Annotated in this window: 9 protein-coding genes; 8 read left to right on the top strand and 1 reads right to left on the bottom strand. The window is 75.0% G+C overall.

What is annotated here, in order from left to right; genetic code table 11:
• Window positions 1-88 precede the first annotated feature (88 nt).
• From ABT112_RS29615 to nudC, 4 genes are all read left to right on the top strand, one after another.
• The gene (locus ABT112_RS29615) at window positions 89-3895 is read left to right on the top strand and encodes a UvrD-helicase domain-containing protein (RefSeq protein ID WP_351514765.1); all 3807 of its coding nucleotides are present in this window, start codon (window positions 89-91) and stop codon (window positions 3893-3895) included.
• 161 nt (window positions 3896-4056) lie between these two features.
• Window positions 4057-8070, top strand: a complete 4014-nt coding sequence (locus ABT112_RS29620) for a UvrD-helicase domain-containing protein (RefSeq protein ID WP_351514767.1) — start codon at window positions 4057-4059, stop codon at window positions 8068-8070.
• A gap of 62 nt (window positions 8071-8132) precedes the next feature.
• Entirely contained in the window at window positions 8133-9572 is a 1440-nt protein-coding gene (locus ABT112_RS29625; protein ID WP_351514769.1) for a dipeptidase, read from the top strand.
• Between the two features lie 50 nt (window positions 9573-9622).
• Window positions 9623-10567, top strand: a complete 945-nt coding sequence (gene nudC, locus ABT112_RS29630; protein WP_351514771.1) for an NAD(+) diphosphatase — start codon at window positions 9623-9625, stop codon at window positions 10565-10567.
• 175 nt (window positions 10568-10742) lie between these two features.
• On the opposite strand, the gene ABT112_RS29635 is transcribed toward nudC, so the two are convergent.
• Window positions 10743-10985: a mycoredoxin gene (locus ABT112_RS29635; protein WP_351514773.1), complete on the bottom strand. Its 243-nt coding sequence runs from the start codon at window positions 10983-10985 to the stop codon at window positions 10743-10745.
• A gap of 615 nt (window positions 10986-11600) precedes the next feature.
• Here ABT112_RS29635 and ABT112_RS29640 point away from each other — a divergent pair.
• From ABT112_RS29640 to ABT112_RS29655, 4 genes are all read left to right on the top strand, one after another.
• On the top strand, window positions 11601-13826 hold the full coding sequence (locus ABT112_RS29640) for an ATP-dependent DNA helicase UvrD2 (RefSeq protein ID WP_351514781.1): 2226 nt from the start codon (window positions 11601-11603) through the stop codon (window positions 13824-13826).
• A 161-nt stretch (window positions 13827-13987) separates the two neighbouring features.
• On the top strand, window positions 13988-14356 hold the full coding sequence (locus ABT112_RS29645; RefSeq protein ID WP_351514775.1) for a hypothetical protein: 369 nt from the start codon (window positions 13988-13990) through the stop codon (window positions 14354-14356).
• Between the two features lie 171 nt (window positions 14357-14527).
• Complete coding sequence (locus ABT112_RS29650) at window positions 14528-14893, top strand: WhiB family transcriptional regulator (RefSeq protein WP_351514777.1); 366 nt, start codon at window positions 14528-14530, stop codon at window positions 14891-14893.
• Complete coding sequence (locus ABT112_RS29655; RefSeq protein ID WP_351514779.1) at window positions 14890-15216, top strand: putative WhiB-interacting protein; 327 nt, start codon at window positions 14890-14892, stop codon at window positions 15214-15216. The genes ABT112_RS29650 and ABT112_RS29655 overlap by 4 nt, the downstream gene beginning before the upstream one ends.
• Window positions 15217-15485 lie beyond the last annotated feature (269 nt).

Consider the following 15485-nt stretch of genomic DNA (forward strand, 5'->3'; position numbering starts at 1 on the left):
CGTGAGGGCCCCGCGGCCCGTCGCACGGTTCACCGGGCGGGCCTGCCCAGCACCGCAACCAGCACACCCACCAGGACCGGCGATCCACGTGAGCTCCTCCTTCGCGTCCCCCGCGCCGCACGGGCAGGTACGGCCGTCGGTCCACGGCGCGTACCGACTGGTGCGTACCCCGCCGGCGCCGGTCGACCCTCCTGTTCTGGACGCACGTCAGCGGGCGGTGGTTGAGCACCCCGGCGGACCGTTGCTCGTCCTCGCCGGACCGGGCACCGGCAAGACGACGACGCTGGTCGAAGCGGTGGCCCGGCGGGTGGCCTCGGGCACCGCCCCGGAGCGGATCCTGGTGCTCACCTTCAGCCGCAAGGCGGCGGTCGAGCTGCGGGACCGGATGGCCGCCCGGCTCGGCGGGGCGGGCCCGCAGGCGACGACGTTCCACTCGTACTGCTACGCCCTCGTCCGCGCCCACCAGGACGTGGAGCTCTTCGTCGACCCGCTGCGGCTGCTGACCGGCCCCGAACAGGACGTCGCGGTGCGCGAGCTGCTCGCCGGACAGATCGAGCTGGCGCGGGAGGGGCGCGGGGGCGGGCGCTGGCCCGACGAGCTGCGGGCCTGCCTGACGACCCGCGGGTTCGCCGACGAGGTGCGGGCGGTGCTGGCCCGCAGCCGGGAGCTGGGGCTCGGCCCCGGCGCGCTGGACGCCTTCGCGGCCCGGCAGGGGCGGCCGGACTGGCGGGCCGCCGCCTCGTTCCTGGCGGAGTATCTGGACGTCATGGACATGCAGGGCGTGCTGGACTACGCGGAGCTGGTCCACCGGGCGGTGCTGCTGGCGCAGCGGCCGGAGGTGGCGGCGGACCTGGCGGGGCGGTACGACGCGGTCTTCGTGGACGAGTGCCAGGACACCGACGCGGCGCAGGTGCGGCTCCTCCACGCGCTGGCCGGGAACGCGGTGCCGGGCGGAGCATTGCGTTCCGGCACCCGGCCGCCGGGTGCGGCGCGGACCGGCGGCGCGCCGCACCCGGGCCGCACGCTGGTGGCCTTCGGCGACCCCGACCAGTCGATCTACGCGTTCCGCGGCTCCGACATCAACGGGATCCTGGACTTCCCGCAGACCTTCCGGCAGGCCGACGGCGCCCCGGCCGAGGTCGCCGTGCTCGGCACCTCGCGCCGCTCCGGCGCCGGACTGCTGGCCGCGACCCGGCTGCTCACCCGCCGGATGCCGCTCACCCGGCTGCCGGCCGACGCGGTGCGGGCCCACCGGGATCTCGCGGCGGTGCGCGACGGCGGCCGGGTCGAGGTGTTCACCTACCCGACGCCCGGCGCGGAGCTGGACAACATCGCCGACCTGCTGCGCCGCGCGCACCTGGAGGACGGGGTGCCGTGGCGCGAGATGGCGGTGCTGGTCCGCGCCGGAGGGCGCTCGATACCGGCCGTACGCCGTGCGCTCACCTCCGCGGGAGTCCCGCTGGAGATCGACGGCAACGATCTGCCGCTGCGCCATGAGCCGGCCGTGGGGCCGCTGCTCACGGCGCTGAAGACGGCGGCCACGGCCGCGCTGCGGGGCGGCGCGGAGCCGGTGTGGGGGGCCGACGGGGCGGCGGACGGGAGCGGCGAGTCCGGGGACACCGGGGGATCGGACTCCGGGGGCGTGGACACCGGGGGATCGGACTCCGGGGGCGTGGACGACGGGGGATCCGACTCCGGAGGCGTGGACGACGAGGGATCGGACGACGTGCCCGGGCCCGTGGGCGACGTGCCCGCGCCCGTGGGCGACGTGCCCGCGCCCGTGGGCGACGTGCCCGCGCCCGAGGACGATGCGCCCGCGCCCGGGCCCGAGGACGATGCGCCCGCGCCCGAGGCCGACGTGCCCGTGGTCGACGCGTCCGCGCCCGAGGTCGACACGCTCACGCGAGGGGCCGACGCGTCCGCACCCGAGGATGACGCGTCCGCGCCCGGGGCCGACGCGTCCGCACCCGAGGACGACGTGCCCGCGCCCGAGGACGCGGCCCTCGCCCCGGACGTCGAGACCGCCCTCGGTCTCCTCACCTCGCCCCTCGGCGGCCTGGACAGCACCGACCTCCGGCGGCTCGGCCGGGCGCTGCGCGAGGAGGAGCGGGCGGCCGGACGGACGGTGCCCCGCCCGTCCGATGTGCTCATCGCCGAGGCCCTCGCCGAGCCGGAGCGGCTCACCGCGCACGACCCGGCGTACGCCCGCGCGGCCCAGCGCCTCGGCGGTCTGCTGCGCGACGCCCGCGAGCTGCTGGCGGGCGGCGGGACGGCCGAGGAGGCGCTGTGGGTGCTGTGGAACGGCACCTCCTGGCCGCAGCGGCTGGAGCGGGCGGCGCGGCGCGGCGGCGCGGCCGGGCGCAACGCGGACCGCGACCTCGACGCCGTCTGCGCCCTGTTCGAGACCGCGGCGCGCGCCGAGGAGCGCTCCGGCGGGCGGGGCGCCCTCAACTTCATCGAGGAGCTGGACGCCCAGGACATCGCCGCGGACACCCTCTCCCGCCGCACGGTGCGGCCCGACGCCGTACGGCTGATGACCGCGCACCGCTCCAAGGGGCTTCAGTGGCGGCTCGTCGTGGTCGCGGGCGTCCAGGAGGGGCTCTGGCCCGATCTGCGGCGCCGCGGCTCGCTCCTGGAGGCGGACCGCATCGGCCGCGACGGCCTCGCCGAACCGCTCACCCCCGGCGCGCTGCTCGCCGAGGAGCGCCGGCTGTTCTACGTCGCCGCCACCCGCGCGAAGGAACGGCTGGTGGTCACCGCCGTCAAGGCCCCCGCCGACGACGGCGACCAGCCGTCCCGCTTCCTCACCGAGCTCGGCGTCGACCCGGTCGACGTCGCGCACCGGCCCCGGCGTCCGCTCTCCGTCGCCGCGCTGGTCGCGGAGCTGCGGGCCACCACCGTCGACCCCGCCGCCTCCCCGGCCCTGCGCGACGCCGCCGCCCGCCGGCTGGCGCGGCTGGCCGCGCTCCGGGACGACGACGGCCCGGCGGACGGGACCGGTCAGCCCCTGGTCCCGGCGGCCGACCCGGACCGCTGGTGGGGCCTGTACGAGCCGACGCACAGCGCGGTACCGCTGCGGGACCCGGACCGCCCCGTGGCGCTCTCCGGCAGCGCCCTCGACCAGCTGGCGAACACCTGCTCGCTCCAGTGGTTCCTGGGCCGTGAGGTGAAGGCCGACACGCCCGCGACCGCGGCCCAGGGCTTCGGCAACGTGGTGCACGTCCTCGCCGACGAGGTCGCCTCCGGCCGCACGCCGGCCGATCTCGCCGTGCTCATGGAGCGGCTGGACTCCGTCTGGGACGCGCTCGCCTTCGACGCGCCCTGGAAGTCGCGGCAGGAGAAGGAGCACGCGCGCGCCGCTCTGGAGCGCTTCCTGCGCTGGCACGTCATGGACCGGGCCGGCCGGGCCGCCGTCGCGACGGAGCACGACTTCGACGTCACCCTGGAGGCGGGCTCCTGCTCGGTCCGCATCCGCGGCAGCATGGACCGGGTCGAGACGGACGACGCGGGGCGCGCCTACGTCGTCGACTTCAAGACGGGCAAGGCCAAGCCGACCGGCCCCGAGGTCGCCCGGCACCCACAGCTCGCGGTCTACCAGCTCGCCGTGCGCGAGGGCGCGGTGGACGGCGCGTTCGGGGGGCGGACGCCCGAGCAGGGGGGCGCGGAGCTGGTTCATCTGCGCCTCGGCGCTCCGAAGAAGGAGGGCGGCGACGCCCTGCCCGCCGTCCAGGCACAGGAGCCGGTGGCCGGCGACTGGGCCGGGGAGCTCCTCGCCACCGCGGCGGGCCGGGTCCTCGACGAACGCTTCGCCCCCAGCACGGGCCGGCACTGCCAGCACTGCGCCTTCCGCAACGCCTGCACCGCCCAGCCGGAGGGCCGGCACGTCGTGGAGTGACCGGGGCGGGTGCCGCGGCCGGTCGCGGCCGGTCACGCTCGGGAGCCGGACCGGTCCGCCGGCCGCAGCCGCGGGGTTCGGCCGCCGGGAGGCCCGCGACATCGCGTGGCCCGACCCCCGCCCCGCGCCCGATGTCGGTGGCGGCCGTTAGCCTCACTCGGATGGCAGCGCATATCACCGACCCCGAGGAGCTCAAGGAGCTCCTGGGCATCCCGTTCACCCCGGAGCAGACGGCGTGCATCACCGCGCCGCCCGCCCCGCAGGTGATCGTCGCCGGGGCGGGCTCCGGGAAGACCACGGTGATGGCCGCCCGCGTCGTCTGGCTCGTCGGCACCGGCCAGGTCGCGCCCGACCAGGTGCTGGGCCTCACCTTCACCAACAAGGCCGCGGGTGAGCTCGCCGAGCGGGTCCGCAAGGCGCTGGTGGCCGCGGGGGTCACGGACCCGGACGGGCTCCCGCCGATGCCGTCTTCTGCGGCGGTCGGTCCGGGGCCCCTCGCCGTTCCCCCGGAGCGGGCCGTTCCGGCCGGGGACGGGCCGGCCGGGAACGCGCCGGCCGAGGACGTACGGGGCGGGCCCGTTCCGGCCGAGGACGTTCCGGGCGAGCCGCGCATCTCGACCTACCACGCCTTCGCCGGGCAGCTCCTCACCGACCACGGCCTGCGCATCGGGCTGGAACCCAGCGCCCGGCTCCTCGCCGACGCCACCCGCTTCCAGCTCGCCGCCCAGGTGCTGCGCTCCGCCCCGGGTCCCTACCCGGCGCTCACCAAGTCGCTGCCGGCCCTCGTCGAGGACCTGCTCGCCCTCGACGCCGAGATCTCCGAACACCTCGTCCCCGCCGAGCGGCTGCAGGCGTACGACACGGCGCTGCTGCGCACCCTCGACGGCGCGAAGCTCGGCAACGCCGACCTGCGGAAGGCCCCCGAAGCCGCCCGCGCCCGCCGGGAGCTGCTGGACCTCGTCCGCGCCTACCGGGCGGAGAAGCAGCGCCGGGACCTCCTCGACTTCGGCGACCAGATCGCCCTGTCCGCCACCCTCGCGCGCAGCCACCCCGAGGTGGGCCGGATCCTGCGCGAGCAGTTCTCGGTCGTCCTGCTCGACGAGTACCAGGACACCTCCGTGGCCCAGCGGCTGCTGCTCGCGGGACTCTTCGGCGACGGCACGGGGCACGCCGTGACCGCCGTCGGCGACCCCTGCCAGGCCATCTACGGCTGGCGCGGTGCCTCCGTCGCCAACCTCGACGACTTCCCCGCGCACTTCCCGCGGTCCGACGGCCGCCCCGCCCAGCGCTTCGCGCTCAGCGAGAACCGGCGCAGCGGCGGCCGCCTGCTGGACCTCGCCAACGGCCTTGCGGGCCCGCTGCGCTCGCTCCACGAGGGAGTGGAGGCGCTGCGCCCGGCCCCCGGCGCCGAACGGGACGGCGTCGTACGGTGCGCCCTGCTGCCCACCCACGCCGAGGAGCTGGCGTGGCTCGCCGACTCCGTCGCCCACCTGGTGCGCACGGGCACCCCGCCGGGGGAGATCGCGGTGCTGTGCCGCACCGCCGGGGACTTCCCGCAGATCCAGGGCGCGTTGGTGGAGCGGGACGTTCCGGTGGAGGTGGTCGGGCTGTCCGGCCTGCTGCACCTGCCGGAGGTCGCGGACCTCGTCGCGGTGTGCGAGGTGCTCCAGGACCCGACGGCCAACGCCCCCCTGGTCCGGCTGCTGACCGGGCCGCGCTGGCGCATCGGCCCCCGCGACCTCGCCCTGCTGGGCCGCCGCGCCCGGACGCTCGTCCGTACGGCCGCCGACGGCACCGACCCCGACCCGGACGTGCGGCTCGCCGAGGCGGTCGCGGGGGTGGACACGGCCGAGCTCGTCTCGCTCTCCGACGCGCTCGACACCTTCCTGCTGGCGGACGGGCCGGACGACGGGCTGCCGTTCTCCGCACCGGCCCGCATCCGGTTCGCCCGGCTCGCCGCGGAACTGCGTGACCTGCGGCGCTGCCTGGCCGACCCGCTCATGGACGTACTGCACCGGGTGCTGGCCACCACCGGCCTGGACGTCGAACTGTCCGCGTCCCCGCACGCGCTGGCCGCCCGGCGCCGGGAGACGCTCGGCAATTTCCTCGACATCGCCGCCTCGTTCGCCGCCCTGGACGGCGAGGCGACGCTGCTGGCCTTCCTCGGCTTCCTGCGCACGGCCGTCCGGCACGAGAAGGGCCTGGACAACGCCCTGCCCGGCGGCGACGACACGGTCAAGGTGCTGACCGCCCACAAGTCCAAGGGGCTGGAGTGGGACGTGGTCGTGGTTCCGGGGCTGGTGGGGCGGCAGTTCCCCAGCGAGCAGGCGCGCGAGTCCTGGACGGCCAACGCCAAGGTGCTGCCGCACGCGCTGCGCGGCGACGCCGACACCCTGCCGGAGATGGGGGAGTGGACCGCCCAGGGCATGGCCGCCTTCAAGACGGCGATGAAGGAGCACCAGGCCACGGAGGAGCTCCGGCTGGGCTATGTGACGTTCACCCGGCCCCGCTCCCTGCTGCTCGGATCCGGCCACTGGTGGGGACCGACGCAGCGGAAGCCACGGGGTCCGTCCGCCTTCCTGGAGGCGCTGCGGGAGCACTGCGAGGCGGGTCACGGTGAGGTGGAGGCCTGGGCCGACGCACCCGAGGAGGGGGCGGAGAACCCGGCCCTGGAGGAGGCGGTGGCGGACCGCGCCTGGCCGCTGCCGCTGGACCCCGAGGCGCTGGCGCTGCGCCGCAGAGCCGCCGATGCCGTGCGCACCCACCTGGACCGGATCCTCGCCCGCTCGGGGGGCGTGCCCGCGGCGCGCGGGCCCGGATGGGCGGGGGCGGAGCCCGGCGCGGGCGGGGTTGGTGCCGGTGCCGGTTCCGGTTCCGGTTCCGGTGCGGGTGCCGGAGGCGGGTTCGGGGTCGGGGCCCGGGTCGTGCACGATCCGGAATGGCCCCCGCCGCCCGAGGACGATCCGGAGGGCTGGGTGCCCCCGGAGGACGGCCCGTTCGACGATCCGTTCGACCCCTTCGAGGCCGGCCCGCTCGACGCCGACCCCTTCGACGCCGATCGCTTCGGCCCCGATGCCTTCGAGGCCGGCCTGTCCGGTGCCGGACCCGTCGACGGGGACCCCTTCGCGTTCGACGGGGCGGCCGCCGACGCCGGGACCGTCGACACCGGGACCGCTGACGCCGGGGCGGGTGCCGCGCAGGCGCTTCACGGCACCGTGCCGCACCAGGTGCGCCGGACCGGAGCCCGCGAGCCGGAGTCGGTCCGGGAGGGCGGTCCCAGCCTCGACGGCGGCGCCGCTCCTGCATACGGCCTCGAGGACGGCTCCGCTCCCGGACACGCCCCCACCCCCGAGGACGGCCCCGGCCCCGAGGACGGCTCAGGCCCTGACGACGGCCCAGGCCCTCACGAAGGTCATGCCCTCAGCCCCGAGGCCCTCAGCCCCGAGGAGGCGCGGGCCGTCGCCTCCTGGGACCGGGACCTGGAGGCCCTCACCGGCGAGCTGCGGCGGGCCCGCGCGGCCGTCCGGGACGTGCCGGTGCCCCCGGCGCTGAGCACGTCCCAGCTGCTCCGGCTCGCCGCCGACCCGGACGGCTTCGCCCAGGAGCTCGCCCGTCCCATGCCCCGCCCCCCGCAGCCCGCCGCACGCCGCGGCACCCGCTTCCACGCCTGGGTGGAGTCGCGCTTCGAGGAGCTCCCGCTGCCGATGCTCGGCCCCGACGAGCTCCCCGGCGGCCTCGACGGCCCCGACGACCGCACGGACCCGGACATCGGCGACGAGCACGATCTGACCGCCCTCAAGGAGGCCTTCGAGCGGACGCCGTACGCCCACCGCACCCCGTACCGGGTCGAGGAGCCGTTCCAGCTGACGCTCGCCGGGCGGCTGGTCCGGGGCCGGATCGACGCCGTGTACCGGGAGCGCGGGCCGGACGGCGAGCGCTACGAGATCGTCGACTGGAAGACCGGCCGCGGCCGGACCGCCGACCCGCTCCAGCTGGCCGTCTACCGCCTGGCCTGGGCCGAACGGCACGGCCTGCCGCTGTCCGCGGTGACCGCGTCCTTCCTGCACGTCCGCAGCGGCGAGGTGGTCCGGCCGTCCGGACTGCCGGACCGCGCGGCGCTGGAGCGCCTGCTGCTGAGCGGGGCGGCGCAGCCCGTGCACGGGGGCCCGGAATGAGCCGCCGGATCCCTCCGGAACCGTGAGAAGGGCGGTTCACCGGGCCGGATAGGCTCGCAGCCATGACCTTCCCGGACAGCGCCGTCCGCGCGTACATAGAAGAGCACCGCACCGCCTTCCTCGACGACCTCGTGGAGTGGCTGCGCATCCCCTCCGTGTCGGCCGACCCGGCCCGAGCGGGGGACGTGCGGCGCAGCGCCGAGTGGCTGGCCGCGAAGCTCCGCGGGACCGGCTTCCCGGTCGTCGAGGTCTGGACGCCGCCGGCCGGTGAGGACGGTCCCGCCGCCCCCGCGGTCTTCGCCGAGTGGCCGTCGGGCGACCCGGACGCCCCGACCGTCCTCGTCTACGGCCACCACGACGTCCAGCCCGCCGCCCGCGAGGACGGCTGGCACACCGAACCGTTCGAGCCCGTCATCCGCGACGGCCGGCTGCACGCCCGGGGAGCCGCGGACGACAAGGGCCAGGTCTTCTTCCACACCCTGGGCGTCCGCGCGCACCTCGCCGCCACCGGCCGCACCGCCCCGGCCGTCAACCTCAAGCTGCTGATCGAGGGCGAGGAGGAGTCCGGGTCGCCGAACTTCCCCGCCCTGATCCATGAGCACGCCGGACGGCTCGGCTGCGACGCCGTGATCGTCTCCGACACCGGCATGTGGTCCGCGGACACCCCCACCGTGTGCACCGGGATGCGCGGGCTCGCGGACTGCCAGATCGACCTGTACGGGCCCGCCCAGGACATCCACTCGGGCTCCTTCGGCGGCGCGGTCCCGAACCCGGCCACCGAGGCCGCCCGGCTCGCCGCCGCCCTGCACGACGCGGACCGCCGCGTCGCGATCCCCGGCTTCTACGACGGGGTGATCGAGCTGACCGACCGGGAGCGGGAGCTCTTCGCCGAGCTGCCCTTCGACGAGGCCCAGTGGCTGCGCACCGCCCACTCCGGCGCGACGCTCGGCGAGGCGGGCCACACCACCCTGGAGCGGATCTGGGCCCGTCCGACGGCCGAGGTCAACGGCATCGGCGGCGGCTACCAGGGCCCCGGCGGCAAGACGATCGTGCCGTCCCGCGCCCAGCTGAAGCTGTCCTTCCGGCTGGTGGCCGGCATGGACACGGAGAAGGTCCAGCAGGCCGTACGGGAGTGGGTCGCGGCACAGCTCCCGGCCGGTATCCGGCACGAGATCACCTTCTGGGGCGCCACCCGGCCCTGCCTCACCCCGCTGGACCACCCGGCGCTCCAGTCCGTCGTCCGGGCCATGGGCCGCGCCTTCGAACAGAAGATCCGGTTCACCCGTGAGGGCGGTTCCGGACCGGCCGCCGACCTCCAGGACGTGCTCGGGGCGCCGGTGCTCTTCCTGGGCATCTCCGTGCCGTCGGACGGCTGGCACGCCCCCAACGAGAAGGTCGAGCTGGACCTGCTGATGAAGGGCGTCGAAACCGCCGCGTACCTCTGGACCGACCTGGCGGAGAATGGGCGCCCGGAGGCTGCGCCCGGCACCTCGCGCCGGTGACGCGCAGTCCCGTCGAACCACAAGTCCCGTATGGGAAGTTGGAAGCAGCTGTGACCACCTGGACCGACCGCACCGCAGTTCCGCAGATCAGCCTCACCGGCGCGAGCGGCATCGACCGCGCGGCGCACCACCGTCTGGACGAGGCGTGGCTGGCCGCGGCGTGGAGCCACCCCACGACGCGGGTCTTCGTGGTCTCCGGTGGGCAGGCCCTGGTCGACGACACCCCCGACGGCCGCACCGAACTCGTCATGACGCCCGCGTTCGAGGCGCCGCCGACCGAGACGCACCGCTACTTCCTGGGCACGGACGCGGACGGGGTCCGCTACTTCGCGCTGCAGAAGGACACGCTCCCGGGGCGGATGGACCAGTCGGCGCGTCCGGCCGGGCTGCGCGAGGCGGGGGCACTGCTGTCCGAGCGGGACGGCGCGCTGATGGCGCACGCCGTCGCGCTGGAGAACTGGCAGCGGCTGCACCGCTTCTGTTCGCGCTGCGGGGAGCGCACGGTGGTCGCGGCCGCGGGCCACGTCCGGCGCTGCCCGGCGTGCTGCGCGGAGCACTACCCCCGCACCGACCCCGCAGTGATCATGCTGGTCACGGACGCCGAGGACCGGGCGCTGCTCGGCCGCCAGATGCACTGGCCGGAGGGCCGGTTCTCGACGCTGGCGGGGTTCGTGGAGCCGGGGGAGTCGATCGAGCACGCGGTGGCGCGGGAGGTCTTCGAGGAGGCGGGCGTCACGGTCGGTGAGGTGGAGTACGTCGCCAGCCAGCCGTGGCCCTTCCCGTCCAGCCTGATGCTCGGCTTCATGGCACGCGCCACCTCCCCGCGCATCCAGGTCGACGGCGAGGAGATCCACGAGGCGCGGTGGTTCTCCCGCGACGAGCTGACCGCGGCGTTCGAGTCGGGCGAGGTGCTGCCGCCGTCCGGCATCTCGATCGCCGCCCGGCTGGTGGAGCTCTGGTACGGAAAGCCGCTGCCCGTGGGCTGCCCGCGCTGAGCGGGGCCGCCCACGGGCAGCGAGGTGCGGAGGGACGGTGACCTCCGGGCGGTCGCCCGGTCGACACCGGGTGGGGCCGGCCGGAGGGTGGCTCCGGGGCGGCCGGTCGGGGCCGCCTGTCCCGGCCTCGGGGTACGCGGGGCCGTCGCCTTCCGGGACGCGGCTCCGCTCCCGGTCAGGCGCCGATCTTCTCCTTGACCTGGGCCAGGGACGGGTTCGGGAGAGCGGAGCCGTCGGGGAAGAGCACGGTCGGCACGAGCTGGTTGCCGTTGTTGACCTTCTCCACGAAGGAGGCCGACTCGGGGTCGAGCTCGATGTTGATCTCGGTGTACGCAATGCCTTCGCGGTCCATCTGGCTCTTCAGCCGGCGGCAGTAGCCGCACCACGTCGTGCTGTACATCGTCACAGTGCCCTGCATCGGTCCTCGCGCTCCTTGTGGTCGGATGTGACGGTCGGTAGTGGAACGCTCAACCAGTGCGGGGCATTCCCCTCCGAGGTATCCGCGCGACGCTACCTGATGGCGCCGCCAAGGGGCATGAACGCGGCAGAGGCCCGTGACGGGGCGGCTCCGGGCGCAGTTCCGGGAACAGCGGCGGATACGGGAACAGTGGCGGAGCAGCGCCGCGCGGGCGGACCGTGAGCAACGGCACATGCGGGGCGGAGCGGGGCGGCGGAGGAACGGGGCGGTCGTGATCGGCGGTCGGGCGGTCGGGCGGTCGGGTCGGTCGGTCGGGCGGTCAGCGGTCTGGCGGTCAGCGGTCGGGCGCTTCCGGGGCCGGGCCATGTGCCCGCCCGGGTGGGAGGCTCCGTCCTCGCGCACCGCAGCATCCCCCACGCCTCCCCACCCCCGCATCCACACCCCCCGGCTCCGGTACGACCGGGCGGCTGCGGCTGTGGACAACCCTCCCGGCCGCTCCGGGCGACCTGGCAGCATGGCGGGGTGACAGCAAGCAACGGTCCTCTCGCCTCCGCCGCGCCCGGCACGGGAAGCCTCACCCCCCTCTTCCCGGCGGTTCCCGACTCGGCCGACGCAGTGCTCGACGGACTCGACCCCGAACAGCGCGAGGTCGCCACCGCCCTGCACGGACCGGTCTGCGTGCTGGCCGGCGCGGGCACCGGCAAGACCCGGGCGATCACCCATCGCATCGCCTACGGCGTGCGGTCCGGAGTGCTCCAGCCGTCCAGTGTGCTCGCCGTCACCTTCACCAACCGGGCGGCCGGGGAGATGCGCGGCCGGCTCCGCCAGCTCGGGGCGGCCGGGGTCCAGGCCCGCACGTTCCACTCGGCCGCGCTGCGTCAGCTCCAGTACTTCTGGCCGCGCGCGGTCGGCGGCGAGCTGCCCCGGCTGCTGGAGCGCAAGGTCCAGCTGATCGCGGAGGCGGCCGCCCGCTGCCGGATCCGCCTGGACCGCAACGAGCTGCGGGACGTCACCGGCGAGGTCGAGTGGGCGAAGGTCACCCAGACGGTGCCCGAGGACTACCCCGCCGCCGTCACCAAGTCCGGCCGGGACGCCCCGCGCGATCCCGCTGAGATCGCCGGGATCTACGGCACGTACGAGCAGCTGAAGCGGGACCGCGGTGTCATCGACTTCGAGGACGTGCTGCTGCTGACCGTCGGCGTGCTGCAGGACCGGCACGACATCGCGGACACCGTGCGCAGCCAGTACCAGCACTTCGTCGTCGACGAGTACCAGGACGTCAGCCCGCTCCAGCAGCGGCTGCTCGACCTGTGGCTCGGTGACCGGGACAGCCTCTGCGTGGTCGGCGACGCCGGCCAGACCATCTACTCGTTCACCGGCGCCACCCCCGACCATCTGCTCAACTTCCGCACCCGGCACCCGCACGCCACCGTCGTCCGGCTCGTCCGCGACTACCGCTCCACCCCCCAGGTCGTGCGCCTCGCCAACAACCTGATGGGCCGCGCCACGGGGCGGGCCGCCGAACACCGCCTGGAGCTGGTCTCGCAGCGCGGACCCGGCCCCGAGCCGGTCCACACCGAGTACACCGACGAACCGGCCGAGGCGGAGGGCATCGCCCGCCGCATCCGGGAGCTGATGACGCCGCGCGAGCAGGGGGGCGGCGGCGTCCCGGCGAGCGAGATCGCGGTGCTCTACCGCATCAACGCCCAGTCGGAGGTCTACGAGCAGGCCCTCGCCGACCACGGCATCCCGTATCAGCTGCGGGGCGCGGAGCGGTTCTTCGAGCGCCCGGAGGTCCGCGAGGCGGGCGTCGCCCTGCGGGGGGCCGCACGGGCGGGAGGCAACGACCCCCTCCTGGAGGACGCGGCCGATCTGCCCTCCCAGGTGCGTGCCGTGCTGGGCACCAAGGGCTGGACCCCGGAACCACCGGCCGGCTCCGGCGCGGTACGGGACCGCTGGGAGTCCCTGGCGGCGCTGGTCCGGCTGGCCGAGCAGTTCTCCGCCGCCCGTGCCGCCGCGGGCGCCGGCCCCCCGACCCTCGCCGACCTCGTCACGGAGCTGGACGAACGGGCCGGTGCCCAGCACGCCCCGACGGTCGAGGGCGTCACCCTCGCCTCCCTGCACGCGGCGAAGGGCCTGGAGTGGGACGCCGTGTTCCTGGCCGGTCTCACCGAGGGCATCGTGCCGATCACCTACGCGAAGACCGACGAGCAGATCGAGGAGGAACGCCGTCTCCTCTATGTAGGGGTCACCCGGGCGCGGATCCACCTCGGCCTCTCCTGGTCGCTCTCGCGGTCGCCGGGCGGGCGGGCGAACCGTCGGCCCAGCCGCTTCGTCCAGGAGCTCCGCGGACCCGTCGCACGGGGCGCGGCGTCCCGCGGCGGCAGCGCCGGCGGCGTGGTGCGGGGCGGCACCGGCGCGTCGAGGCGGGTGAGGCGCGGACCGGTCCGCTGCCGGGTGTGCGGGCGCACGCTCACCGACGCGGGTGAGATGAAGCTGATGCGCTGCGAGGGCTGCCCTTCCGAACTCGACGAGGCGCTGTACGAGCGGCTGCGCGAGTGGCGCTCCGAGCGGGCGGCGGAGCTCGGACAGCCCGCCTACTGCGTCTTCACCGACAAGACGCTGATGGCCATCGCCGAAGCAGTGCCGGACGAGGCGTCGGAACTCGTCACCATCGCCGGAGTGGGCCGGCGCAAGCTGGACCGGTTCGGTGCGGATGTCCTGGCGCTGTGCGCGGGGGACGCCCCGGCGCACTCCCCAGCCGCGGACGCCGGAACCGACGTCGGCGAGGCGCCGGACGGCCGACTCCGGCAGAGCTCCGAGGACGTCGCGGACGACTGATACGAACTCGTCGAAAAAATAGTTTGCGCGGGCCACAGGAATCCCCATAGCCTTCCGAACACGGAGGCAAGGGCTTCTCCAAGCCCTTGCAGCCGTGTTGTCCTGAGCCCCGACGGACTGGTCCGACCAGTCCCCGAGACGCCGAGAGGAGGCGATTCCAAATGATCAGCATCACCAAACTGGCCGGTCGTGAGGTCGTCGCCTCCTGCCTGTCGAGCGTCTCCGCGCTTCGGTCCGTCTCGCCCCTCGCTGGTATCCCGCAGGGCTTCCAGGAGCTGAGCATTTCCGGCCTGTCCGGTGGCGCCGAAGCACGTCTCGATGAGCGTCACATTGCTGTGCGCAATGAGCGACCGACCCAGGCACCGGCGGCGGTAGAGGCACAGGCATCGGCCTATGCCTTTGCGGTCAAGGGTGCCGACCTCCAGCAGAAGTGGGCCGACGGCGGTTTCGCCGGCGGCACGACCTCTGCGGCCGAGCACCACACGATGCGGGCCTTCCGTGGCCTCGAACCCTGGAGAGATCCAGCCTGATCGCAAGATCAGGTCGGCACCTTCCAGGGCCGCGGAACCCGAACCGGGATCCGCGGCCCTTTCCGTTGTCGGAGAACACCACGTCTCCGGCGCCGGATGCGGAAGTCACCCGGTACCGACCGAACACCCCGGCCCACCAGGCCGGGCCGACAGACGAGGAAGACACCGCCCGTGCCCAGCCCCGCGCACGCCCCGTCCGTACCGCACGACCCTGTGATCCCGCCGCCCGGCCCTTCGGAGGTCCCCTTGACTCAGCTGACCCAGCTCACCGCGCTCGACGACGAGATCGAGCGCCTCGGTGAGCTCATTCCCTGCCGCTCGTACGACCCGGAGGTCTTCTTCGCCGAGTCGCCGGCCGACGTCGAATACGCCAAGTCGCTCTGCCAGACCTGTCCGCTGCGTGAGGCCTGCCTCGCGGGCGCCAAGGACCGGCGTGAGCCGTGGGGTGTCTGGGGCGGTGAGCTCTTCGTCCAGGGCGTCGTCGTACCGAGGAAGCGGCCGCGTGGTCGCCCGCGCAAGAACCCGGTCGCAGCATGACCACCCTCGGAACGATCGACCGTCCCCGTAAGCACGAACCCACGAAGCAGGTCCCGACGATGAAGCCGTCCGCCCACGAGCCGTCCGTCACCGAAAGCCCAGCCCGTACCACCGCCGGGGTGAAGACCTCGCGCCAGAACAGGACCCGCGACATGCAACTCATCCCAGAAGCCCTGGCTCGTGCCCATATGCAAGACCGACTGCACGAGGCCGAGTCCGAACGCCCGGCCCTGCGCCTGGTCGCCGCCCGCCGCATGCAGCGCCGCGCCGAGCGCGCCTCGCTGCGGGCCCGGCGTGCCCTGGCCATGGCCGTCATGCAGTGACCACAGCGGCGTCATGCCACTGAGCGGGGCCGGTTCGCCGAACCGGTCCCGCGGTGCGTTGTGCCCGCCATGCACTCTTCCCGCCGTGCGCTCGTCCTGCCGCGCACTCTTCCTGCAGTGAGGTGTGCCTGCCGTGCGGTGGGCGTCGGGCCGGTCCGGCGGTGCGTTGCGCCTGCCCCGGACCGTCCACGGAGATATCGTCGAAAGGTGAACCAGCAGACTCATCACGCTGCGCAGCAGGGTGCCGAGAAGCAGACCATGGTGTGCTC

It is taken from the genome of Streptomyces sp. NPDC002055 (assembly GCF_040296705.1).
Lineage (GTDB): Bacteria > Actinomycetota > Actinomycetes > Streptomycetales > Streptomycetaceae > Streptomyces.